At 69.1% G+C, this 22,206-nt stretch carries 22 protein-coding genes; 18 read left to right on the forward strand and 4 right to left on the reverse strand.

Annotation, left to right across the window (positions count from 1 at the left end; translation table 11 throughout):
- The first annotated feature begins 19 nt into the window (after positions 1 to 19).
- From thrS to pdxT, 9 genes are all read left to right on the forward strand, one after another.
- A complete protein-coding gene (gene thrS, locus FHR72_RS09010) occupies positions 20 to 2,104 on the forward strand; it encodes a threonine--tRNA ligase (RefSeq protein ID WP_183467587.1) in 2,085 nt (694 codons plus the stop codon).
- Position 2,105: 1 nt separating this feature from the next.
- The gene (locus FHR72_RS09015; RefSeq protein ID WP_183467588.1) at positions 2,106 to 2,654 is read left to right on the forward strand and encodes an ATP adenylyltransferase; all 549 of its coding nucleotides are present in this window, start codon (positions 2,106 to 2,108) and stop codon (positions 2,652 to 2,654) included.
- Entirely contained in the window at positions 2,651 to 3,316 is a 666-nt protein-coding gene (gene pgsA, locus FHR72_RS09020; RefSeq protein ID WP_311736098.1) for a phosphatidylinositol phosphate synthase, read from the forward strand. Before FHR72_RS09015 ends, pgsA begins: the two co-directional genes overlap by 4 nt.
- Before the next feature lie 56 nt (positions 3,317 to 3,372).
- Complete coding sequence (locus tag FHR72_RS09025) at positions 3,373 to 4,269, forward strand: phosphatidylinositol mannoside acyltransferase (RefSeq protein ID WP_260155965.1); 897 nt, start codon at positions 3,373 to 3,375, stop codon at positions 4,267 to 4,269.
- Positions 4,269 to 5,399: a glycosyltransferase family 4 protein gene (locus FHR72_RS09030; protein ID WP_183467590.1), complete on the forward strand. Its 1,131-nt coding sequence runs from the start codon at positions 4,269 to 4,271 to the stop codon at positions 5,397 to 5,399. The genes FHR72_RS09025 and FHR72_RS09030 overlap by 1 nt, the downstream gene beginning before the upstream one ends.
- The gene (locus tag FHR72_RS09035) at positions 5,396 to 6,439 is read left to right on the forward strand and encodes an NUDIX hydrolase (RefSeq protein WP_183467591.1); all 1,044 of its coding nucleotides are present in this window, start codon (positions 5,396 to 5,398) and stop codon (positions 6,437 to 6,439) included. Before FHR72_RS09030 ends, FHR72_RS09035 begins: the two co-directional genes overlap by 4 nt.
- Positions 6,440 to 6,516: 77 nt before the next feature.
- Entirely contained in the window at positions 6,517 to 7,422 is a 906-nt protein-coding gene (gene pdxS / locus FHR72_RS09040; RefSeq protein ID WP_183467865.1) for a pyridoxal 5'-phosphate synthase lyase subunit PdxS, read from the forward strand.
- Between the two features lie 43 nt (positions 7,423 to 7,465).
- Positions 7,466 to 8,314 carry an acyl-CoA thioesterase II gene (gene tesB / locus FHR72_RS09045; protein WP_183467592.1) on the forward strand — a complete coding sequence of 283 codons (849 nt, stop codon included), beginning with the start codon at positions 7,466 to 7,468 and terminating at the stop codon, positions 8,312 to 8,314.
- Entirely contained in the window at positions 8,311 to 8,898 is a 588-nt protein-coding gene (gene pdxT, locus FHR72_RS09050) for a pyridoxal 5'-phosphate synthase glutaminase subunit PdxT (RefSeq protein WP_183467593.1), read from the forward strand. The genes tesB and pdxT overlap by 4 nt, the downstream gene beginning before the upstream one ends.
- 61 nt (positions 8,899 to 8,959) lie before the next feature.
- On the opposite strand, the gene FHR72_RS09055 is transcribed toward pdxT, so the two are convergent.
- Complete coding sequence (locus FHR72_RS09055; RefSeq protein WP_183467594.1) at positions 8,960 to 10,171, reverse strand: acyl-CoA dehydrogenase family protein; 1,212 nt, start codon at positions 10,169 to 10,171, stop codon at positions 8,960 to 8,962.
- 251 nt (positions 10,172 to 10,422) lie between these two features.
- Here FHR72_RS09055 and FHR72_RS09060 point away from each other — a divergent pair, with 251 nt between their 5' ends.
- The gene (locus tag FHR72_RS09060) at positions 10,423 to 11,178 is read left to right on the forward strand and encodes a YebC/PmpR family DNA-binding transcriptional regulator (RefSeq protein ID WP_183467595.1); all 756 of its coding nucleotides are present in this window, start codon (positions 10,423 to 10,425) and stop codon (positions 11,176 to 11,178) included.
- A 23-nt stretch (positions 11,179 to 11,201) separates the two neighbouring features.
- Here FHR72_RS09060 and FHR72_RS09065 read toward each other — a convergent pair whose 3' ends face one another.
- Entirely contained in the window at positions 11,202 to 12,047 is an 846-nt protein-coding gene (locus FHR72_RS09065) for an alpha/beta fold hydrolase (RefSeq protein WP_183467596.1), read from the reverse strand.
- A gap of 63 nt (positions 12,048 to 12,110) precedes the next feature.
- Between FHR72_RS09065 and FHR72_RS09070 the strand changes: the two genes are divergently transcribed.
- The 7 genes from FHR72_RS09070 (at position 12,111) to FHR72_RS09100 (ending at position 16,739) form a co-directional block, all read left to right on the forward strand.
- On the forward strand, positions 12,111 to 12,728 hold the full coding sequence (locus FHR72_RS09070) for a TetR/AcrR family transcriptional regulator (RefSeq protein ID WP_183467597.1): 618 nt from the start codon (positions 12,111 to 12,113) through the stop codon (positions 12,726 to 12,728).
- A 40-nt stretch (positions 12,729 to 12,768) separates the two neighbouring features.
- A complete protein-coding gene (locus FHR72_RS09075) occupies positions 12,769 to 13,092 on the forward strand; it encodes a hypothetical protein (RefSeq protein WP_183467598.1) in 324 nt (107 codons plus the stop codon).
- A 73-nt stretch (positions 13,093 to 13,165) separates the two neighbouring features.
- A complete protein-coding gene (ruvC, locus tag FHR72_RS09080) occupies positions 13,166 to 13,744 on the forward strand; it encodes a crossover junction endodeoxyribonuclease RuvC (RefSeq protein WP_183467599.1) in 579 nt (192 codons plus the stop codon).
- Positions 13,741 to 14,328: a Holliday junction branch migration protein RuvA gene (gene ruvA, locus FHR72_RS09085; RefSeq protein WP_183467600.1), complete on the forward strand. Its 588-nt coding sequence runs from the start codon at positions 13,741 to 13,743 to the stop codon at positions 14,326 to 14,328. The genes ruvC and ruvA overlap by 4 nt, the downstream gene beginning before the upstream one ends.
- Before the next feature lies 1 nt (position 14,329).
- Positions 14,330 to 15,406 (forward strand): Holliday junction branch migration DNA helicase RuvB, encoded by a 1,077-nt coding sequence (ruvB, locus tag FHR72_RS09090; RefSeq protein ID WP_183467601.1) that lies wholly within the window; start codon positions 14,330 to 14,332, stop codon positions 15,404 to 15,406.
- 13 nt (positions 15,407 to 15,419) lie between these two features.
- The gene (locus tag FHR72_RS09095; RefSeq protein WP_183467602.1) at positions 15,420 to 15,806 is read left to right on the forward strand and encodes a DUF1304 domain-containing protein; all 387 of its coding nucleotides are present in this window, start codon (positions 15,420 to 15,422) and stop codon (positions 15,804 to 15,806) included.
- 9 nt (positions 15,807 to 15,815) lie between these two features.
- Entirely contained in the window at positions 15,816 to 16,739 is a 924-nt protein-coding gene (locus tag FHR72_RS09100; protein ID WP_183467603.1) for an alpha/beta fold hydrolase, read from the forward strand.
- Here FHR72_RS09100 and FHR72_RS09105 read toward each other — a convergent pair.
- Entirely contained in the window at positions 16,728 to 17,801 is a 1,074-nt protein-coding gene (locus FHR72_RS09105) for a GGDEF domain-containing protein (protein ID WP_183467604.1), read from the reverse strand. The two genes, FHR72_RS09100 and FHR72_RS09105, sit on opposite strands and share 12 nt — an antisense overlap.
- Positions 17,802 to 17,953: 152 nt before the next feature.
- Here FHR72_RS09105 and FHR72_RS09110 point away from each other — a divergent pair, with 152 nt between their 5' ends.
- The gene (locus FHR72_RS09110) at positions 17,954 to 18,598 is read left to right on the forward strand and encodes a hypothetical protein (RefSeq protein ID WP_183467605.1); all 645 of its coding nucleotides are present in this window, start codon (positions 17,954 to 17,956) and stop codon (positions 18,596 to 18,598) included.
- Positions 18,599 to 18,622: 24 nt separating this feature from the next.
- On the opposite strand, the gene car is transcribed toward FHR72_RS09110, so the two are convergent.
- Complete coding sequence (gene car, locus FHR72_RS09115; protein WP_183467606.1) at positions 18,623 to 22,114, reverse strand: carboxylic acid reductase; 3,492 nt, start codon at positions 22,112 to 22,114, stop codon at positions 18,623 to 18,625.
- Between the last annotated feature and the right edge of the window lie 92 nt (positions 22,115 to 22,206).

Here is a 22,206-nt window from a genome sequence, read left to right on the forward strand (position 1 = left end):
AGAGTTTGGAGAATCCCGCATGAGCGCCCCCGCCCGCCCCGCCTCAGCAGCCCCGATCCGGGTCGCTGCCGGGACGACCGCCGGGCAGGCGGTACGCGATGCCGGATTGCCCGCCCGCGGTGAACCCGACGCCGTGGTCGTCGTCCGCGACGCCGACGGACGGCTGCGCGACCTGTCCTGGGTTCCCGACGCCGACGCCGAGGTCGAGCCCGTCGCCGCCGACACCGAGGACGGACGCAGCGTCATCCGGCACTCGGCCGCGCACGTCCTGGCCCAGGCGGTGCAGGGCCTGTTCCCCGACGCCAAACTCGGCATCGGACCGCCCATCACCGACGGCTTCTACTACGACTTCGACGTCGCCGAGCCGTTCACCCCCGACCATCTCGAAGCCCTCGAGAAGCGGATGCGCCAGATCGTCAAAGAGGGGCAGCTGTTCTCCCGCCGGGTCTACGAGTCCAAGGACGAGGCACGCGCGGAGCTGGCCGGTGAGCCCTACAAGCTGGAGCTCATCGACGACAAGTCCGGCGACTTGGAGTCATCCGACGAGATCATGGAGATCGGCGGCGACGAGCTCACCGCCTACGACAACCTCAACCCCCGCACCCGCGACCGCGTCTGGGGCGATCTCTGCCGCGGACCGCACATTCCGACCACGCGGTACATCCCGGCGTTCAAGCTGACCCGCAGTTCCGCGGCGTACTGGCGCGGCGACCAGAACAACGCCAGCCTGCAGCGGATCTACGGCACGGCATGGGAGTCCCAGGAGGCGCTGGACCGCCACCTGGAGCTGCTCGAAGAGGCCCAGCGCCGCGATCACCGCAAGCTGGGCGTGGAACTGGACCTGTTCAGCTTCCCCGACGAGCTCGGCTCCGGTCTTCCCGTGTTCCACCCCAAGGGGGGCGTGATCCGGCGGGAACTGGAGGAGTACTCGCGCCGTAAGCACATCGAGGCGGGCTACGAATTCGTCAACACCCCGCACATCACCAAAGAGCAGCTCTACATCACCTCGGGTCACCTGGAGTGGTACGCCGACGGCATGTTCCCGCCGATGCACATCGACGCCGAGTTCAACGAGGACGGCTCGGTGCGCAAGCCCGGGCAGGACTACTACCTCAAGCCGATGAACTGCCCGATGCACCACCTGATCTACCGGTCGCGGGGGCGGTCGTACCGCGAACTTCCGTTGCGGCTCTTCGAATTCGGCAGCGTCTACCGCTACGAGAAGTCCGGGGTGGTGCACGGGCTGACGCGCGTGCGCGGCATGACCCAGGACGACGCGCACATCTACACCACGCGCGAGGAGATGCGCGAGGAGCTCACTTCGCTGCTGCAGTTCGTGCTGGAGCTGTTGGCCGACTACGGGCTCAACGACTACTACCTCGAGCTGTCGACGAAGGATCCGGACAAGTTCGTCGGTTCCGACGAGATCTGGGAGGAGGCCACCGACACGCTGCGGCAGGTCGCCGAGGCCTCGGGTCTGGAACTCGTCCCCGACCCGGGCGGCGCGGCGTTCTACGGTCCGAAGATCTCGGTGCAGGTCCGCGACGCGCTCGGACGCAGCTGGCAGATGTCGACGATCCAGCTGGACTTCAACATGCCCGACCGCTTCGAGCTGGAGTACACCGCAGCCGACGGAACCCGTCAGCGGCCGGTGCTGATCCATCGCGCCCTCTTCGGGTCGATCGAGCGGTTCTTCGGCATCCTCACCGAGCACTACGCGGGCGCGTTCCCCGTGTGGCTGGCCCCGGTGCAGGTCGTCGGGATCCCCGTCGCCGACGACCACGTGCCCTACCTGACCGAGCTCGTCGCCGAACTGCGCGCCCGCGGCATCCGGGCCGAGGTCGACACGAGCGACGACCGGATGGCCAAGAAGATCGTGAACCACACCAACCAGCGGGTGCCGTTCATGCTCCTGGCCGGAGACCGCGACGTCGAGGCCGGGGCGGTCAGCTTCCGGTTCGGCGACCGCACCCAGGTCAACGGTGTGCCCCGCGAGCGGGCCGTCGCCGCCATCGCCGATTGGGTCCAGCGGCGCGAGAACGCCACTCCCACAGCCGAACTCGTCGAGACCGCCCTGGCGGGCGCCGACGCAGGTGAGGGGTGACGTGGATCCGGAGGACACGATCGTAGACCGCGGCGTCGGCGATCCAGACCATCTGCAGCGGCTCTGGACGCCACACCGGATGACCTACATCGCCGACGCCGTCAAGGTGGGTTCGGCGTCCTCGTCGGAGCCGTTCACCGACATCCCGAACATGTCCGACGAGGACGGTCTGGTCGTCGCCCGGGGCGAACTGGTGTACGCGGTGCTGAACCTGTACCCGTACAACCCCGGACACCTGATGGTGGTGCCCTACCGGCGCGTCGCCGAGCTGGAGAACCTCACCGAGCCCGAGAGCGCCGAACTGATGGCGTTCACGCAGAAGGCGATCCGGGTGATGAAGGCGGTCTCGCGGCCGCACGGTTTCAATGTCGGCCTGAACCTCGGCAGTTCGGCGGGCGGCTCACTCTCGGAGCACCTGCACATGCACATCGTGCCCCGCTGGGGTGGCGACGCGAACTTCATCACCGTCATCGGGGACTCCAAGGTCATCCCGCAGCTGCTGCGCGACACCCGCCAGCTGCTGGCCACCGAGTGGAACAACCAGAAGTGAGCAACTTCTACCTGATGACGCGCGCGGCGTACGCGAAGCTCTCGCGGCCGGTGGCCAAGGGCGCGCTCAAGGTCGGTCTGACGCCGGACAGCGTCACGATCCTGGGCACCGCGGGCTCGGTGCTCGCCGCGCTCACGCTGTACCCGATCGGGCAGCTCTGGTGGGGTTCGGTCGCGGTCGCGTTCTTCGTACTCGCAGACATGCTCGACGGCGCCATGGCCCGGGAGCGGGGCGGCGGAACGCGCTTCGGCGCGGTGCTCGACGCGACCTGCGACCGCATCAGCGACGGTGCGGTGTTCTGCGGGCTGCTGTGGTGGGCGGCGTTCGGGCTGCAGAGCGCCGAGTTGGTGGTCGCCACGATGATCTGCCTGGTGTCGTCGCAGGTGATCTCCTACATCAAGGCCCGCGCCGAGGCCAGCGGCCTCTCCGGCGACGGCGGTCTCATCGAGCGCCCCGAGCGCCTGGTCATCGTGCTGTCGGGCGCCGGGCTGTCGGCGTTGTTCGGGCTGTCCTGGCTGCTCGATGCGGCGATGTGGGTGCTGGCGGTGAGCAGCGTGGTCACCGTCGGGCAGCGGCTGCACAGCGTGCGGCGCTCCGCGTCAGCGATGGACCCGCTCCCGGTGCCCGACGCCGGCGAGAAACCGGAGACCACCGAGCAATGACGCAGCATCCGGGTGGGGCGGGCGCCGGCGGCGCGAGCGTGTTCTCCTACCCGTCCATGCTCACCGGTCAACTCAGCGACTGGGGATATGCGGCCGGGTGGCGACTGGTGCGGGCGGCCCCGGAGTTCGTGGCGCGCAACGCTTTCGACGCGGGAGCGTGGTGGGCTTCGCGCAGCGGCGGCCCCGAACAGCTCCGCAGGAACCTCGCGAGGGTCATCGGCACGACGCCCGAGGAGGTGCCCGGCTCGCTGATGCGCGCGTCGGTGGCGTCCTACGCCCGGTACTGGCGCGAAGCCTTCCGGCTGCCGTCGATGGATCACGCCGAGCTGGGTCGGCGCTTGTGGGTGGACGACATCGACATGGTGTGGGCGGCGCTGGAGGAGGGCCGCGGCGCGGTGCTGGCGTTGCCGCACAGCGGGAACTGGGACATGGCCGGTGTGTGGCTGGTGCAGAACCACGGCACCTTCGCCACCGTCGCCGAACGCCTCAAACCCGAATCCCTGTACAACCGCTTCCTGGCCTACCGGGAGAGCCTGGGCTTCGAGGTGGTGCCGACCTCCGGTGGCGAACGGCCGCCGTTCGAGGTGCTGCGGGACCGGTTGCGCGACAACGGGGTGGTGTGTCTGATGGCCGACCGCGACATGACGCGCACCGGGGTGCCGGTCGATTTCTTCGGCGAAGCCAGCCGGCTGCCCGCCGGGCCCGCGAAGCTCGCGGTCGAGACCGGCGCGGCGCTGTTCCCGGTGCACTGCTGGTATGAGGGCGACGGCTGGGGCATGCGGGTCTATCCCGAGATCGACGCGTCGGCCGGAGACGTCGCGGCGATGACGCAGGCGCTGGCCGACCGGTTCGCCGCCAACATCGCCGCGCACCCCGAGGATTGGCACATGATGCAGCCGCAGTGGGTGGCCGACCTGTCCGACGAGCGCAGGGCCAGGCTGGAGGCGACCTGATGCGCATCGGGATGGTGTGCCCGTACTCGTTCGACGTTCCCGGGGGAGTGCAGTCCCATGTGCTGCAGCTGGCCGAGGTGATGCGCGCCGGCGGTCACGAGGTCAGCGTGCTGGCGCCGGCCTCACCCGAGGCCGGCGAGACACTGCCCGACTACGTGGTCTCCGGCGGCAAGGCCGTCCCCATCCCGTACAACGGCTCGGTTGCGCGTCTGCGGTTCGGGCCCGCCACCCACCGCAAGGTGAAGAAGTGGCTGCAGCAGGGTCGTTTCGACGTGCTGCACCTGCACGAGCCGAACGCGCCCAGCCTGTCGATGCTGGCCCTCAACATCGCCACCGGCCCCATCGTGGCGACGTTCCACACCTCCACCACCAAGTCGCTGACCCTGTCGGTGTTCGAACCGATCCTGCGGCCGATGCACGAGAAGATCGTCGGCCGGATCGCGGTGTCGGACCTGGCCCGCCGCTGGCAGATGGAGGCCCTGGGCAGCGACGCCGTCCAGATCCCCAACGGTGTCGACGTCGACTCGTTCGCCTCCGCACCGCTGCTGCCCGGCTACCCCCGCCCTGGCCGCTCGGTGTTGTTCCTCGGCCGGTTCGATGAACCCCGCAAGGGCATGGCGGTGCTGCTGGGCGCCCTGCCTGCGCTCGTCGAGCGGTTCGCCGACGTCGAGGTCCTGGTCGTCGGTCGCGGCGACGAGGACGAGCTGCGCGAGCAGGCGGGTCCGCTCGCCCGTCACCTGCGCTTCCTCGGCCAGGTCGGGGACGCCCAGAAGGCCTCGGCGATGCGCAGCGCCGACGTGTACTGCGCGCCCAACACCGGCGGGGAGAGTTTCGGCATCGTGCTGGTCGAGGCGATGGCCGCCGGTACCGCCGTCGTGGCCAGCGACCTGGACGCGTTCCGCCGGGTCCTCGACGACGGCAAGGCCGGCCGGCTGGTGGCGGTCGACGACCGGGCCGACCTCGCGGCGGGACTGATCGAGGTGCTCTCCGACGACACCCTCCGGCAGCACTACGTCGACTGCGGCCGCGAGGCGGTCCAGCGCTACGACTGGTCGGTGGTGGCCCGGCAGATCCTGCGCGTGTACGAGACGGTCGCCGGCTCCGGGGTGAAGGTCCAGGTGGAGGCGTGATCCCCTGGGTCACCGCGGTCGTCATCGCCCTGGCCGTGACGGCAATCCTGCTGATCCTGGCCTGGGCCTACCAGACGGCCAATCGGCTCGACCGCCTCCACGTGCGCTATGACCTGTCCTGGCAGGCGCTCGACGGCGCACTCGCCCGGCGCGCGGTCGTCGCCCGCGCGGTGGCCGTGGAGGCCTACGGCGGCGGACCCGAGGGCAAGAGGCTGGCGGCGCTGGCGGCCGCGGCCGAACGGGCGTCGCGCCCGTCGCGTGAGGCGGCCGAGAACGAGCTGTCCGCGGCACTGAGCCGGGTCAACCCGTCCTCGCTGCCACTGGCCCTGGTCGCCGAGCTGGCCGACGCCGAGGCCCGTGTCGTGTTGGCGCGCCGGTTCCACAACGACGCCGTCCGCGACACCCTCGCACTGCGGGAGCGGCCGCTGGTGCGGCTGCTGCGGTTGGGTGGAACGGCGGCGCTGCCCACCTATTTCGAGATCGCCGAGGGCGGCGAGGAGTCGGCGCGCGAAACCCTCACCACCAACAGGCGTACGTCGGCGCGGATCGTGCTGCTCGACCACGACGGTGCGGTGCTGCTGCTGTGCGGGTCGGACCCCGCAGCCGTGCGAGACGACGCTCCGGCGCCGCGGTGGTGGTTCACGATCGGCGGCGCCGCGCAGACCGGCGAGACGCTCGCCCAGGCGGCAGCGCGCGAGCTGGAGGAGGAGACCGGCCTGGTGGTCGACCCCGCGGCGATGATCGGTCCGGTCTGGCGCCGCGACGCGGTCATCGATTTCAACGGGGCCGTCCTGCACAGCGAGGAGATGTACTTCGTGCACCGCACCGCGCGGTTCGAACCGTCGGATGCCGGCCGCTCGGGCCTGGAGCGCACCTATATTCACGGCCACCGATGGTGCGATGCGACAATGATCGACACGCTGGTCGCCCGCGGTGAGACCGTGTATCCGCGCCAGCTCGGAGAGCTTCTCGACGAGGCGAACACCCTTGCCGACGTGCCGGGAGCACAGCCGGCCGGCCCGGTGAAATCGATCCGGTGACCTACGGATCGAATCGATTTGCGGCCGCCTTTAAACTGAATCAGTAGCGATTGAAGGAGAAAGCTGTGGAATCCGAAATGTCGGCGGGAGGGCAGGGAACTGCCGCTCGCGGCACCGCGCGCGTCAAGCGGGGCATGGCCGAAATGCTCAAGGGCGGCGTCATCATGGACGTCGTCACCCCCGAGCAGGCCCGTATCGCCGAAGGTGCCGGTGCCGTCGCGGTGATGGCGCTCGAGCGCGTGCCCGCCGACATCCGCGCCCAGGGCGGGGTCTCGCGGATGAGCGATCCCGACATGGTCGAGGGCATCATCGACGCCGTCACCATCCCGGTGATGGCCAAGGCCCGCATCGGTCATTTCGTCGAGGCCCAGATCCTGCAGAGCCTCGGCGTGGACTACGTCGACGAGTCCGAGGTGCTCACCCCGGCCGACTACAGCAACCACATCGACAAGTGGAAGTTCACCGTGCCGTTCGTGTGCGGCGCCACCAACCTCGGCGAGGCGCTGCGCCGCATCACCGAGGGGGCGGCGATGATCCGCTCCAAGGGCGAGGCCGGTACCGGCGACGTGTCCAACGCCACCACCCACATGCGCAAGATCGGCGGCGAGATCCGTCGGCTGACCTCACTGTCCGAGGACGAGTTGTACGTCGCGGCCAAGGAGCTGCACGCGCCCTACGATCTGGTCGTCGAGGTCGCGCAGGCCGGGAAACTGCCGGTCACGTTGTTCACCGCCGGCGGCATCGCGACACCGGCCGACGCGGCGATGATGATGCAGCTCGGCGCCGAGGGCGTCTTCGTCGGCTCGGGCATCTTCAAGTCCGGCAACCCCGCCGAGCGCGCGGCCGCGATCGTCAAGGCGACCACGTTCTACGACGATCCCGACGTGCTGGCCAAGGTGTCGCGCGGACTGGGGGAGGCGATGGTCGGCATCAACGTCGACGACATCCCGGTCCCGCACCGGCTCGCCGAACGCGGCTGGTGAGAACGGCAGCTGTGATGAACGCCTGCGCGGAGAACCCACAGTAGTGGCGATTGAAGAGATCCTCGATCTGGAACAGCTCGAGGTCAACATCTATCGCGGCGGAGTGTTCAGCCCCGAGTCCGGCTTCCTGCAGCGCACTTTCGGCGGTCACGTCGCCGGGCAGTCGCTGGTGTCGGCGGTGCGTACGGTCGATCCGAAGTTCCAGGTGCATTCGCTGCACGGCTACTTCCTGCGTCCGGGTGACGCGCGGGCGCCGTCGGTGTATCTGGTGGAGCGGTTGCGTGACGGCGGTTCCTTCGTGACCCGGCGGGTCAACGCGATCCAGCACGGTGAGACGATCTTCTCCATGTCGGCGTCCTTCCAGGCCGACCAGAGCGGCATCGAGCACCAGGACACGATGCCGGTCGTGGTACCGCCCGACGGCATCCCGGATTTCAAGTCCGCGAGCAAGGTTTTCGACGACGCCAGTTTCCGGCAGTTCGACGAGTGGGACGTTCGCATCGTGCCGCGCGATCTGCTGAACAAGTTGCCCGGCAAGGCTTCTCAGCAGCAGGTCTGGTTCCGTCACCGCGACCCGCTGCCCGACGATCCCGTGCTGCACATCTGTGCGCTGGCCTACATGAGCGACCTGACGCTGCTGGGTTCGGCGCAGGTGAACTACCCCGAGGAACGCAAACACCTCCAGGTCGCCTCGCTCGACCATGCGATGTGGTTCATGCGGCCGTTCCGCGCCGACGAATGGCAGCTCTACGACCAGTCGTCACCGTCGGCGTGCGGAGGACGCTCCCTCACCCAGGGCAAGATCTTCAACCGCTACGGCGAGATGGTCGCCGCAGTGATGCAGGAGGGGCTGACCCGCTACACCCGCGAGTTCACGCCCGGGCGAGGGTGAGCGCGCCCGAGGTCGGCGTGCTGGCGCTGCAGGGCGACACCCGCGAGCATCTGGCGGCGTTGCGCGAGGCCGGCGCCGAGGCCACGACGGTGCGCCGCCCCGACGAGCTGGCCCGCGTCCACGCGCTGGTCATCCCCGGCGGGGAGTCGACCGCGATGAGCCACCTGCTGCGTGAGTTCGAGCTGCTGGAGCCGCTGCGCGCACGGTTGGCCGACGGCATGCCCGCCTACGGGTCCTGTGCGGGAATGATCCTGCTGGCCACCGAGATCGCCGATGCCGGCGTGCCCGGCCGCGAGGCGCTGCCGTTGCGCGCGATCGATATGACCGTGCGCCGCAACGCCTTCGGCCGTCAGGTCGATTCCTTCGAAGACGACCTCGAGTTCGACGGCCTCGACGGCTCGATGCACGCGGTGTTCATCAGGGCGCCGTGGGTCGAGCGCGTGGGCGCCGGCGTCGAGGTGCTGGCCCGGGCGGGAGGGCATCCCGTCGCGGTGCGCCAGGGCAGGATGCTCGCGACCGCGTTCCATCCCGAGGTGACGGGCGACCGGCGCGTGCACCGCCTCTTCGTCGACTCCCTCCGGTGATTTCGGTGTCGTCGGTCACGCCTGTGTTGACCAGCGACACCGAAATCGCTCAAGAAGAGGGTCAGCGGATGGGCAGGCCGGTGATCGCGCGGGCCATCACGAGGCGCTGGATCTCGCTGGTGCCCTCGAAGATCGTGAAGATCTTGGCGTCGCGGTGCATGCGCTCGACGGGGTATTCGCGGGTATAGCCGTTGCCGCCGAGGATCTGGATCGCCTCGTCGGTCACGTACACGGCGGTCTCGCTGGCGACCAGCTTGGCCATCGAACCCTCGGCGGATTCGAAGGCCTTGCCGTTGCGGGCCATCCAGCCGGCGCGGTAGACGAGCAGGCGTGCCGCGTCGATGCGGGCCTTCATGTCGGCGAGCTTGAACGCCACGGCCTGGAACTCGCCGATCTTGCGGCCGAATTGCTCACGCTCGCAGGCGTAGTCGCGTGCGTACTCGTAGGCGGCCCGCGCGACGCCGACGGCCATCGCGCCGACCGTGGGGCGGGTGCGCTCGAAGGTGGCCATCGCCGCCTGGCCCGCGGCCCGCTTGCCGTCGCGGACCTTGGCGATGCGGGCGTCGAACTTCTCCTTGCCGCCCACGATCAGACGGCCGGGGATGCGGACGTCGTCGAGGACGACCTCGGCGGTGTGCGACGCGCGGATACCGTGCTTGAGGAACTTCTGGCCCTGGCTGAGGCCCTTGGTGCCGGGCGGGATGATGAACGACGCCTGCCCGCGGGTGCCGAGTTCGGGATGCACCGACGCGACGACGATGTGGACGTTGGCGATGCCGCCGTTGGTGGCCCACGTCTTGGTGCCGTTGAGCACCCACTCGTCGGTCGCCGCGTCGTACCGGGCGCGCGTGAGGATCGAGCCGACGTCGGAGCCCGCGTTCGGCTCCGAGGAACAGAACGCGGCAACCTTGGGGTCGTCGACGGAGCCGAACATCTGCGGCACCCACTCGCCGACCTGATCCGGGGTGCCGTTCGCGGCGACCGAGGCCGCCGCCAGGCCGGTGCCCAGGATCGCCAGCGCGATGCCGGCGTCGCCCCAGAACATCTCCTCGAACGCGACGACCATGCCCAGGCCACTGGGCTCGGCGGCCTGCTCGGCGAAGAACTCCATGGAGTAGAGGCCGACCTTGGCGGCCTCCTGGATGATCGGCCACGGGGTCTCTTCGCGTTCGTCCCATTCCGCGGCGGCGGGCCGAACGACATCGGCGGCAAACTCGTGAACCCACTTCTGCACGTCCAGCAGGTCCGAGGACAACTCCAGGGAGAAGGTCATGTCGGGTACCTTACTCTGGAGTAAGATACCGGGCCAGGGAGTGTGGCCCAGCTAACAGCGCTGCGCATCGCCGCCGGTTGGGGGCGCGCGCGTGCGGGCCCGGCGTCGGCGGGCGGATCCCGGTGGGTGGGTACCGGTCGGCGGAACCCGGGGGCGAAGGGGTTCGGTATCGCGGGAACTCCCACGTAGACTGGTCAATCGGACTTCGACCCGGTGCCAGACGACCCAGAGCAGAAGAAGGTAGTACCTGCATGAGCGGCCATTCCAAGTGGGCCACCACCAAGCACAAGAAGGCCGTGATCGATGCGCGTCGCGGCAAGAACTTCGCCAAGCTGATCAAGAACATCGAGGTCGCGGCGCGCACGGGTGGTGGTGACCCGGGTGGAAACCCGACGCTCTACGACGCCATCCAGAAGGCCAAGAAGAACTCGGTGCCCAACGACAACATCGAGCGGGCCCGCAAGCGTGGTGCAGGTGAAGAAGCTGGCGGCGCCGACTGGCAGACCATCACCTACGAGGGCTACGGACCCAACGGTGTCGCGGTGCTCGTCGAGTGCCTCACCGACAACCGCAACCGCGCGGCCGGTGAGGTCCGCGTGGCGATGACCCGCAACGGCGGCAGCATGGCCGACCCCGGGTCGGTGTCGTATCTGTTCTCCCGCAAGGGCGTGGTGACGCTGGAGAAGAACGGCCTGACCGAAGACGACGTGCTCGCTGCGGTGCTCGACGCCGGCGCCGAGGATGTCAACGACCTGGGCGACAGCTTCGAGGTCATCTCCGAGCCGACCGATCTGGTGGCCGTCCGCACCGCGCTGCAGGAGGCCGGTATCGACTACGAGTCGGCGGATGCGACGTTCCAGCCCTCGGTGAGCGTTCCGGTCGACCTCGACGCCGCCCGCAAGGTTCTCAAGCTCGTCGATGCCCTCGAAGACAGCGACGACGTCCAGGACGTCTACACGAACGTCGACATCCCCGACGACGTCGCCGCACAGCTCGACGAGGACTGACTCGACTCAGGGGGCCGGCCGCCTCAGCGGGCCGCGGTGACCGCGAGGAACTGACCGATCGCCTGTGCAGTCTGTTCGGGCTGATCCAGCATCACCAGCACGTAGGCGTCGTCGATCGTCTGCAATCTGCCCTGCGGCAGCAGCTCGGCCAGCCGGCGGCCGTGATCGGCGGGCATCACGGGGTTCTCCGACCACAGCACGAGGGCGGGCCGGTCGAAGTCGGCGAGGCGGTGGGTGGCCCGCACCAGATCTGCGTCGACGAACTTCGTCCGGCAGTACTTCACGAGGTCCCGGCGGACGTTCCTGTCGCTCAGCCCCGCCGCCGCCCACTTGTCGAAGATGTGCTGCGGCACAGGCTTTTTCGACATCATCCCGAACATCAGCCATTGCCGGCGGAGCCACCCGATCCTGAGTTGGCGCAGGGCCAGCCACACCGTGGCGGTGGAGCGACTCGCCAGCCACGCGACCTTCCCGGGGAAGCCGGGTGGGAAGTTCTCGAACGCCTCCGACGGGCAGATCACCAGTCGGCCCAGCCGCCGATCGCGTCCGAGGTCGGTCAGGAACAGCGGACCACCCCAGTCGGTGACCACCAGCGTGACCTCGGTCAGGTCGAGCGCGTCGAGGAAGTCGGCGACGATGCCGACCATTCCCGGCAGCGTCAGGTCGGCGTCCTCGCGCATCGGGATCCGGTGCCCGCCCATGGGCAGCACGGGCAGCAGATAGCGGAAGCCGCCGGGGAGGTGGGGCAGGGCCGGCTCCCACTGCGCGTCGTTCATGAGCAGTCCGTGCAGCAGGACCACCGGTGGTCCGTCGGGATCGCCCAGGTCGCGATACTCGATCTCTCCCGCGCTGACATGAACCGATTTCATCGTGTCCTCCACTAGAACGACTATTCTAGAACGTATGCTCTAGCCTGGCACGAGGAGGCAGTCATGGCAAGGTCCACCCGGGAATCGATCCTGACGGCGGCCGCGGAACTGATGCGGCACAAGGGCTATGCCGGCGTCGGCATGAAGGACATCGCCGAGGCCTCCGGAGCGCCGATCGGCTCGCTGTACCACCACTTCCGCGGCGGCAAGGTCCAGATCGCCCGCGAGGCCCTCGCCAATGCGGGCATCGCCTACGGTCTGCTCATCCCCGCCGTCGTCGACGGCTACACCGACCTGGGCGCTGCCGTGGAGGGTGTCTTCACCCAGGCCGCCGACGACATGGCCACCTCCGGGTTCGCCAACATGTGCCCGGTCGCGAGCGTGGCCGGCGAGGTCTCCGACACCGTCGAGGAGCTGCGGCGGGCGACCAGTGACATCTTCACCGGATGGATCGACGGTGGCACGGCATATTTCGCCTCCCGGGGGCTGGACGAGGCGCAGGCCCGCCGACTGACCCTGGCTCTGGTGAGCGCACTGGAAGGTGCGTTTCTGCTCGCCCGGGCGATGCGCGACGCGGAACCGCTGCTGGCGGTGGGTCGGACGATGGGGCCGCAGTACCGCGGCGTCGCGCTGATTCCCCGGGCGGCGGCGCCGGCGGTCGCAGGCCCGTCGGCGCCCTGATTGGCCGGTCAACCGCGGACTCGACCCCTATGCTCTGCGCATGCCAGTCGTCACAGACACCGCGGGCGTGCAGTGGTCGGTGCACCGCAAGATGTGGCCGTTCCCGTCCCTGGGCTCGCTGCTCGACAACTTCGACTTCTTCGGCTGGGTGATCGGCCTGGTCCTGCTTCTCCCGTTCCTCGTGCTGTGGCCGTTCTGGTTACTCACGAAGGTCCTCGGCGCGCGCTGGGTGATCGTGGTGGAACGCAACGACCGCGAGGTCGAACGCGAGCTGGTGCGGGGCTGGCGGCGGTCCGGCGGGCGGATGGCCGAACTCGTGCTGCAGCTTTCGCAGGGCTGGCGGTCGGGGCATTACGCCCTCTGACGCGTGTCCTTACCCGGCGACGTCAGCTGTGGCGGTTAAGCTTCGAACAAATGTTCACCAAGGAGGAGCCGGCGTGCGGGTGATGGGAGTCGATCCTGGGCTGACCAGGTGCGGGCTGTCGGTCATCGAGAGTGGGCGCGGGCGCCAGGTGATCGCCCTGGACGTCGACGTCGTACGCACCCCGGCCGAGCATCCCCTTGCGCACCGGCTCCTCGCGATCAGCGATGCGGTCGAGCACTGGCTCGACACCCACGCCCCTGATGTGCTGGCCATCGAGCGGGTGTTCTCCAACCAGAACGCCAACACCGCGATGGGCACCGCCCAGGCGGGCGGCGTGATCGCGCTCGCCGCCGCGCGCCGCGACATCGACGTGCACTTCCACACCCCCAGTGAGGTGAAGGCCGCCGTCACCGGCAACGGTCGTGCCGACAAGGCGCAGGTGACCGAGATGGTCACCAGAATCCTTGCGCTGCAACAGAAGCCCACACCCGCGGACGCCGCCGACGCGTTGGCGCTGGCGATCTGCCACTGCTGGCGCGCGCCGATGCTGGCACGCATGGCCGCCGCCGAGGAGATGGCTGCCGAGCAGCGCCGGAAATATCAGGCGACGCTGAAACAGAAGGCGCGCCAGGTGTCTCGGAGCCCGCGGTGATCGCGTCGGTACGGGGCGAGGTCCTCGACATCGCGCTCGATCACGTCGTCATCGAGGCCGGCGGCGTCGGGTACAAGGTGATGGCCACGCCGGCGACGCTCGCCACGCTGCGTCGCGGGACGGAGGCGCGTCTCATCACCGCGATGATCGTGCGCGAGGACTCTCAGACGCTCTACGGCTTCGGCGACACCGACGCGCGCAACCTGTTCCTGACCCTGCTCGGGGTCTCCGGGATCGGGCCGAGCATCGCGCTGGGTGCCCTCGCCATGTACGACGGTGCCACGTTGCGTCAGGCCATCGGCGATGGCGACGTCACGGCGCTCACCCGAATTCCCAAGGTGGGCAAGAAGACCGCTGAACTGCTGGTGTTGACGCTGCGCGACAAGGTGGGCCAGCCGACCGGATCCGGCGTCACCGCGACCGGCGGCCACGGCATCCGGGGGCCGGTCGTCGAGGCACTCGTCGGGCTCGGCTTCGCGCAGAAGCAGGCCGAAGAGGCGACGGACAAGGTTCTCGCCAACGAGCCGGACGCCACCACGTCCAGTGCGCTGCGCGCGGCGCTGTCGATGCTGGGGAAGAAGTAGCGTGGGCCGGTTCGCCGGCGGTGCCGAGGGCGCCGACGAGGAAGCCGACGACCGGGACGTCTCGCCGGCGCTGACCGTCGGTGAGGGCGACATCGACGCCAGCCTGCGACCGCGTTCGCTGGGCGAGTTCATCGGCCAGCCGCGGGTGCGTGAGCAGTTGCAGCTGGTGATCGAGGGCGCCAAGAACCGCGGCGGTACACCGGATCACATCCTGCTGTCGGGGCCTCCCGGCTTGGGCAAGACCTCGCTGGCGATGATCATCGCCGCGGAGCTGGGTTCGTCGCTGCGCGTCACGTCGGGGCCTGCGTTGGAGCGCGCGGGGGACCTCGCGGCGATGTTGTCCAACCTCGTCGAGCACGACGTGCTGTTCATCGACGAGATCCACCGCATCGCACGGCCCGCGGAGGAGATGCTGTACCTCGCGATGGAGGACTTCCGCGTCGACGTGGTCGTCGGCAAAGGTCCCGGGGCGACCTCGATCCCGTTGGAAGTCGCGCCCTTCACCCTGGTCGGCGCCACCACCCGCTCGGGTGCGCTGACGGGTCCGCTCCGCGACCGCTTCGGTTTCACCGCGCACATGGATTTCTACGAGCCCTCCGAGCTCGAGCGGGTGCTGGCCCGCTCGGCCGGGATCCTCGGCATCGAGCTCGGCGGCGACGCGGGCTCGGAGATCGCCCGCCGGTCGCGCGGCACGCCGCGTATCGCCAACCGGCTGTTGCGCCGGGTCCGTGACTACGCCGAGGTCCGCGCCGACGGCATCATCACCCGGGACATCGCGAAGTACGCGCTGGAGGTCTACGACGTCGACGAGCTCGGCCTCGACCGGCTGGACCGCGCGGTGCTGTCCGCGCTCACTCGCAGCTTCGGCGGGGGACCGGTCGGGGTGTCGACACTGGCAGTGGCCGTCGGTGAGGAAGCGACGACGGTCGAGGAGGTCTGCGAACCGTTCCTGGTGCGTGCCGGGATGATCGCGCGCACACCCCGCGGGCGCGTTGCGACCGCGCAGGCATGGACCCACCTGGGCCTGAAGCCACCTGCCGGGGCCGGTGGCCTCGGCCAGGTCGGCCTGTTCGAATGAGAAGAGGGACACATTGCTGACGGCGGGCTTGATCGTGGCGGTGCTGGCGGCCCTGCTGCACGTCTACATCTTCGTGATGGAGTCGGTGACCTGGACGTCGCCGCGCACCAGGGCGGTCTTCGGTACGACGGCCGAGGAGGCCGAGACGACGAGGCTGTTGGCGTTCAACCAGGGTTTCTACAACCTGTTCCTCGCCGTGGTGACCCTGATCGGGGTCGTCCTGGTCTTCACCGGCTCGACCGCGGTCGGGACGGCGCTGGTGTTCGCCGGGGTCGGTTCGATGCTGGCGGCCGCCGCGGTGCTGTTCCTGTCGGCGCGTGACAAGGCCCGCGCGGCGCTCACGCAGGGACTGCTGCCGCTGCTGGCGATTGTGCTCGTCATGGTCGGCTTGGCGTTGTAGCGTCCGACCATGGCGTGGCGCCGCCTCGGCGCGCTGGTGATGATCTTCGTTGCGTTCTCGGCAGGTGGCCGCAGCGCCGCTGACCCCGGCGTCGTGACGCCCGGCCTCGTCGACGTCGGTCCGGGCCGCTCCCTGTTTCTGGACTGTCAGGGGTCGGGCGAACCTACGGTGTTCGTCATTCCCGGGCTCGGCAGTTATGCCGAGGTCTGGAACGTCGTGATTCCGGCCGGGGACCCGGTCTGGTTCACGCCGTACGACGACATCGAGCTCGCGACGCCGATCGCGAGCCCCGAGGCAGTGCAACCCTCCGTCGCCCGCAGGACGCGGGTCTGCGTCTACGACCGGCCGTCCACCCGACCTGACGGCGCGCAGAGGTCGACGCCTGTGCCGCAACCTCACAGCGCTCAGCAGGACGTCGAGGACGTGGTGGCGTTGATCGACGCAGCGGGGCTGCCGGGACCTCTCGTGTTCGCGGCGCACTCCTACGGCGGGCTCGTCCTGGATTTGTTGGCGCGCCGGCATCCCGACCTGGTGGCGGGAATGGTGTTCGTAGAGCCCACCTCCGAGTTCCTCACCCACCTCGGAAGTGCCGCACAGAACGCCGCGTTCTTCGCCGACGCCCGTGAGCGGGGACCCGGGGCCGAGGGCATCCTGATGGAACAGTCGTTCGCCGAGATCGACGCAGCGCCTCCGCTTCCGGAAGTCCCGACCGCGGTGCTCAGTGGTGACCGCTTCCCGGCACCGGAACGTCTCAGCCCGGACAACTACACGAAAGCGCAGATCCTGCAGGCCAATGGCATGCTCGCCGCGATGCTGGGCGCCTCGAACCAGATCGTGGCCGGCAGCGGCCACAACATGATGCTCTACCAGCCGGGGGTCGTGGCCGACGCGATCCTCGGCATCGTCGACAGGGCGCGGGGTTCAGGCGGCTGACGCGCGGCGGTACTGATTGCCGCCGGAGCGTTTCGCCTCGTACATCGCGGTGTCCGCGGACTCGATCAACGCGTCCACGAGCTGCCTGGTGTCGGCCGGTGCCCCGACGCGGCCGCACGCCACGCCGACGCTGGCCGTGATGTCCCACGACGACGAGGCGATGGCGATGCGCAGCCGCTCGGCGAAGGCATCCGCATCGTCGCGGGGTGACGCCTCGGCGATCAAGAACTCTTCGCCGCCGACGCGCGCGACGACCGCCTGACCGCGCGTGCAGTGGCGCAGACTCGCCGCGACGGCCACCAGCAGACGGTCACCGGTGGAGTGTCCGCGGGTGTCGTTGACCAGCTTGAACCGGTCCAGGTCGATCATGGCGACGGTGAGGAACCACGCGTCGTTGCCGGGCGCCGGTCCGATCAGTTCCCGCATCGAGCGGTGGAAGCCGCGACGGTTGCGCAACCCGGTCAGCGGGTCGGTGTGTGATTGCAGCGCGTCGTCGCCGAGCAGATGCACCAGCACCTGGGCGGAGAAGGGCACGGCCAGCACCCCGACGGCGATCATGAGGAACGCCACCGTGCCCAGGATCGCGTCATCGTGCACCGAGGCGATCTCGACCGCGCGGGTGATCGCCACTCCGGCCGCGGTCACCAGCACCATCACCAGGTAGTGGCTGCAGTGGAAGAAGCCGACGTATCCCGCGAGTGCGGCGAACGCGATGCAGCCCAGCAGCCCGGTGAGCGGGTCCGGCCACACGAGAACGACCGCGGCGATGCAGACGTTCGCCGTGATGGCAAAGGCCAGAGACTGGCCGCGCGTCGGCCAGCGGGTGAACCACAGCGCCGCCATGACCGCGCACAGGGCCACCACGACGATGCTGACGGCTCGGCCGAGGGAGGTGTCGGGCCCCGACGGGCTGAGCAACATCAACGCCGGGACGATCCCGAGCACGATCACGATCAGCCCCATCATCCTGCGGGTGAAGCCCCGGACGTTGCGATAGCCGAGGTAGCCCGACAACCAGTGGTAATGGCACGGCTGTTCCCACCACTGGCGAATGCGACCCACCCGGTCGATGGTAGAGACTCGCCGGCTGCGTTGCGTCGCGACCGGATTCTGGCAACACCCGTTACCAGCGAAACCGCAGCTCGGGTCGCCGCCGCTCGGGGTTACCGTCCCTCGCGGCTGGGTACTCGCTGGGCACTTTCTGAGGAGGAATCATGGTTGAGACATCCGCCCGCCCCCGCGCGGGCAGAATGCACATCCCGCGAAGCCGCGGCGCCGTCAGCGGTCTGCTGATCGTGGCGCTGGGTCTCTGGGGGGCGCTGATCCCGTTCGTCGGTCCGCTCTTCGATTTCGCGTTCAGTCCGGACCGCCCGTGGGCGTGGACCGCCGGCCGCGGGTGGCTCGAGGTGTTGCCGGGCGCCGTGGCGGTGCTGGGCGGCTTGCTGATGTTCGTGTCACGCAACCGGGCGACGGCGATGCTGGGCACCTGGATGGCCGTGGCGGCGGGCGCATGGTTCGTCGTGGGACGCGCGGTGGCCGGCGCGCTCGGACTCGGCAGCGCCGGGGAGCCCGTCGCGACCGGCGAGGCCCAGCGCGTGTGGCTGGAACTGACGTACTTCTCCGGGCTCGGCGCCCTGATCGTGTTCCTGGCGGCGCTCGCTGCGGGCAGGTTGTCGGTGCGCACCGCACGCGACATCGCCTACGGCGAGGCCCACACCCACACCGTCACCAACGGTCCGGTGGGGACGGACACGAACGCCTGGGACCGGCGCGACGTCGCCGCCGAACCGGTGCGTCGCCGCCGGCCGTCACTGTTCGGCCGACGGCGTCGCGACACCCGCGACACGATGCCCGTCTGAGACGGGCGTCGCGTCGCCGCCCAGTCAGAGCAGACCGAGCAGCTGTAGGTCGGTCACGTACTTGACGATGACCTCTCGCGTGACGTGGGGGATGTCCTTGTCGGGACCGATCTTCGCGTCCTGCACGGCGGCCCGGAACCGGTCCGTGGGAGCGATGGACCCCCGGATCGGCACCTCCGGCTGCTGATAGTTGTGCAGCAGCGGCAACAGCGAGGCCTGCCGCTGTCGGTCCGGTAGCGCGGTGACCGCAGTCGTGAACCGCTGCAGCCACCCCGCATAGTCGCCCACGCGGTGGACCGGATAGCCGGCGTCGATCAGCCAGTCGACGAACTCGTCGAGACCGATCCCGTCGTCGTACGGGTTCATCACGTGATAGGTCTCGAAACCCGTCTCCGAGTCGCGGTGGACGTCGGCGCCGAGGGTGGAGATCGCGTCGGCGATGAACTCCACCGGGAGTCCGTCGTAGTGGGCGCGGGGACGCTGCCCGCCGGCATCGACCCGGTAGAACGAATCCGGGGCGACGCCGGTGGCCACGAGGCTCAGGATCAGTCGGGTGAACATGTCGGGCAGATTGAGCTGTCCGGCGTAGGTCGTGTCGGCCAGGATCATGTCGCAGCGGAAGACCGCGACCGGGAGTCCGCACAGATCGTGGGCTTCGCGCAGCAGCACCTCGCCCGCCCATTTGCTGTTGCCGTAACCGTTGGCATAGCTGTCGTCGACCACGCGGGTGGCGCTGATCTCGCGGATGTCCCCGTCCTCGGTGAACTGACCCGGCTCGATCCCGGCGCCGACACCGATCGTCGATACGTAGACGAATGGTTTGATCTTCGTCGTCAGCGCGACCTTGACCAGCTCGGCCGTGCCCAGCGCATTGGGCGCGAACAGCTGGCTGTACGGCAGAACGTGGTTGACCAGGGCGGCCGGATCAACGATGAGGTCGACGGTGTCGGCGAGCCGCTGCCACGTCTGCGGGTCCAGTCCGAGGTCGGCGTCGCCTTTGTCGCCGGCGATGACGTCCAGATGGTCGGCCGCCAACCGCCGGTAGTGCTCCAGCAGTCGCGCGTCACCGGTGTCGAAGGTGCGGTCGAGGCGAGCCCGGGCCGTCGCGTCGTCCTTGGCGCGCACCAGGCAGATCAGGGTGCCGCCGACCGGGGCCAGGCGTTCCAGCCACTGCAGCGCGAGGTAGCGGCCCAGGAAGCCGGTGGCGCCGGTCAGCAGAACCGTGCGGATCTCTTGATCCGGCCGGGGCAGCTCCGGTGCCGCCGCGAGGGTCGCGGCATCGAGGAACTTCTCCAGCGTCAGGTCGCGGGCGTGGACCTTCGTCGCGCCGTCGCCGTGGACCGACGCGAATGTCGGCCTGCCGGAGTCGTTCTGGCGTCCGGCATCGATGAACTCGGCCAGCTTCTGCAGGTCGGTGGCGGGGCTGACGATGACCCCGACGGGGACGTCGACCTCGAAGATGTCGTGCAGCAGATTCGCGAAGGTCAACGCCGACAACGAATCCCCGCCCAGGTCGGTGAAATGCGCGTCGGGGCGCAGGTCGCCGGCCGCACTGCCGAGAAGCGCCGCGGCTGCGCGGCTCACCGTTTCCAGCACCGGCCGGTCGGGCCCCGCGAGGCGCAGTGCGCGCAGCTCGTCGGCCTGCCCCTCGGCCAGCTCGCTGTACAGCACTTCGAGGCGTTCGCCGTAGTGCTCCTTGAGCTTGGGCCGCGCGAGTTTCCGGATGCCCGTGAGCAGCCCGTTCTCCACGGTGAACGGTGTGGTCTCGATGAGGAAGTCCCGCGGGATCTCATACGACTGCAGGTCCGCGGACTTGGCGACCTCCTGCAGCGATTCGGCGATGACGGCCTTGGCATCCCCCTGCGCCAGAGCCTCTTCGGTCGGCACGACGACGGCGAGCAGGTAGGGCCGTGCGCTGTTGCCGTACAGATAGATCTGCCGTATCAGCGGGCTGTCGCCGAACACCGCCTCCAGTTTCGAGACGGTGACGAACTCACCCTGCGACAGCTTGAGGACGTTGTTTCGCCGGTCGACGTAGACGAGCTGGTCCGGCCCGGTCTCGGCGACCACGTCGCCGGTGCGGTAGAAGCCGTCCTCGTCGAACATCTCGGCGGTGATCTCGGGCCGCTTGTAGTAACCCGGAAAAAGGCTGTCGGACTTGACCAGGAGTTCCCCGCGCGGGTGCGGACGGTCGGTGTGGAAGTAGCCGAGTTCGGGGACGTCGACGATCTTGTAATCGAGCACCGGTGGCCGTTGCACCTGGCCGTCGACGAACACCGCGCCGGCCTCGGTCGACCCGTAGCCGTCGATGAGGTGCAGGTCGAGAAAGCTTTCGACGAATTTCTTCATCTCGGCAGACAGCGGCGCCGAGCCCGTCATCGCCATCACGTAGCGGCCGCCGAGCAGGCTCTGGCGCATCTCGGCGAACACCTCGGCCTCGCTGCCGGGCCGGCGGTCGAGTTCTTTGCCGACCTCGGCGAAGAGCGTGTCCCAGATCCTCGGCACGAAGGACAGCTGGGTGGGGCGCACCAGGGCGAGATCGTCGAGGAACGTCGAAAGGTCGCTGCGCGCAGCGAAATACGCGGTACCGCCGGAGCCCAGCGTGCCGTAGAGCAGCATCCGGCCCATCACATGGCTCATCGGCAGGAAGTTCAGGGTGATCGACGGTCGTGCGCCGTCGGCACCCCACCGCTCACGTCCCGAGGGGCGCCACGCGTTCGCGACGAGGCGCTCGGTGTACATCGCGCCCTTCGGGGCGCCGGTGCTGCCGGACGTGTAGATGAGCAACGTGAGGGGGTCGGGCTCCGGAGAGATATAGGACTGTGCCGCAGCCTGATTCGCCCCGTTGAGCACGTCCTCGAGCCGGTCGACGCCGAGGCTGCTTCCTGCGTCGACGAGGCGGGTGCGTGCCGAGGCCACGGCGTCGCGATGATCGTCGACGCCGGCCAGGTCGTCGAACACGACGATGCGCCGCACCGACGGTGCGCCGAGGGCGAGCTCCAGGGCGTCGTCGAGATAGTCGATCGACGACGCGAGCACCACGGGTTCGGTTTCGGCGATGATGGGCCGCAACGTGGCCACCGGCGCCGCTGTCTGCAGGGGCACGGCCACCGCACCGCGCAGCGTCAGCGCGATGTCGACGGTGGTGTAGTCGACGCTGGTGAAGCCGAGCATCGCGACGCGGTCGTCGGGTTCGACCTCGGTCAGCGCACCGGCCACGGCGCGCACACGCTCGGCCAGTTCGGCATAGGTGAGCGTTTCGAAGTGGGGGAGAAGTTCTGCCGAGGTGCGTCCGCCGTGGGGGTCCGCGACCAGTCGGACGGCACGTTGCCCCACGGCGGGCCGGTCGGCGTACCCGCGCAGGACGGTCTCGATGATGTGTGGCAGGCGCATGTCGGGTGCGTCGATGGCGTCGGTGACGCCCGCGTCGGGGGCGGCCTCCGCGAACTGGACGTCGGTGGAGAACAGGTGCGCGATGCGGCGTTCGAGCCGCTCCTCTTGGGTATCAGTCGACATCTTGCGTCCTTGGGAACTCATCGGGGGAATAGGAGGCGCGACGCTGCGCCTACGGAAAACTACGTTAGTAAAACTAAATGTATTCCGATAAA

The organism is Mycolicibacterium iranicum (assembly GCF_014190915.1).
GTDB lineage: Bacteria > Actinomycetota > Actinomycetes > Mycobacteriales > Mycobacteriaceae > Mycobacterium > Mycobacterium iranicum_B.

What these genes read in the sequence shown, in the direction of transcription:
- FHR72_RS09075 (WP_183467598.1), top strand. Translation starts at nt 12,769, where the DNA reads ATGCCAGTCGTCACAGACACCGCGGGCGTGCAGTGGTCGGTGCACCGC.
- FHR72_RS09060 (WP_183467595.1), top strand. Translation starts at nt 10,423, where the DNA reads ATGAGCGGCCATTCCAAGTGGGCCACCACCAAGCACAAGAAGGCCGTG.
- car (WP_183467606.1), bottom strand. Translation starts at nt 22,114, where the DNA reads ATGTCGACTGATACCCAAGAGGAGCGGCTCGAACGCCGCATCGCGCAC.
- FHR72_RS09110 (WP_183467605.1), top strand. Translation starts at nt 17,954, where the DNA reads ATGGTTGAGACATCCGCCCGCCCCCGCGCGGGCAGAATGCACATCCCG.
- FHR72_RS09055 (WP_183467594.1), bottom strand. Translation starts at nt 10,171, where the DNA reads ATGACCTTCTCCCTGGAGTTGTCCTCGGACCTGCTGGACGTGCAGAAG.
- thrS (WP_183467587.1), top strand. Translation starts at nt 20, where the DNA reads ATGAGCGCCCCCGCCCGCCCCGCCTCAGCAGCCCCGATCCGGGTCGCT.
- FHR72_RS09030 (WP_183467590.1), top strand. Translation starts at nt 4,269, where the DNA reads ATGCGCATCGGGATGGTGTGCCCGTACTCGTTCGACGTTCCCGGGGGA.
- FHR72_RS09070 (WP_183467597.1), top strand. Translation starts at nt 12,111, where the DNA reads ATGGCAAGGTCCACCCGGGAATCGATCCTGACGGCGGCCGCGGAACTG.
- FHR72_RS09065 (WP_183467596.1), bottom strand. Translation starts at nt 12,047, where the DNA reads ATGAAATCGGTTCATGTCAGCGCGGGAGAGATCGAGTATCGCGACCTG.
- pdxS (WP_183467865.1), top strand. Translation starts at nt 6,517, where the DNA reads ATGTCGGCGGGAGGGCAGGGAACTGCCGCTCGCGGCACCGCGCGCGTC.
- FHR72_RS09100 (WP_183467603.1), top strand. Translation starts at nt 15,816, where the DNA reads ATGGCGTGGCGCCGCCTCGGCGCGCTGGTGATGATCTTCGTTGCGTTC.
- FHR72_RS09025 (WP_260155965.1), top strand. Translation starts at nt 3,373, where the DNA reads ATGCTCACCGGTCAACTCAGCGACTGGGGATATGCGGCCGGGTGGCGA.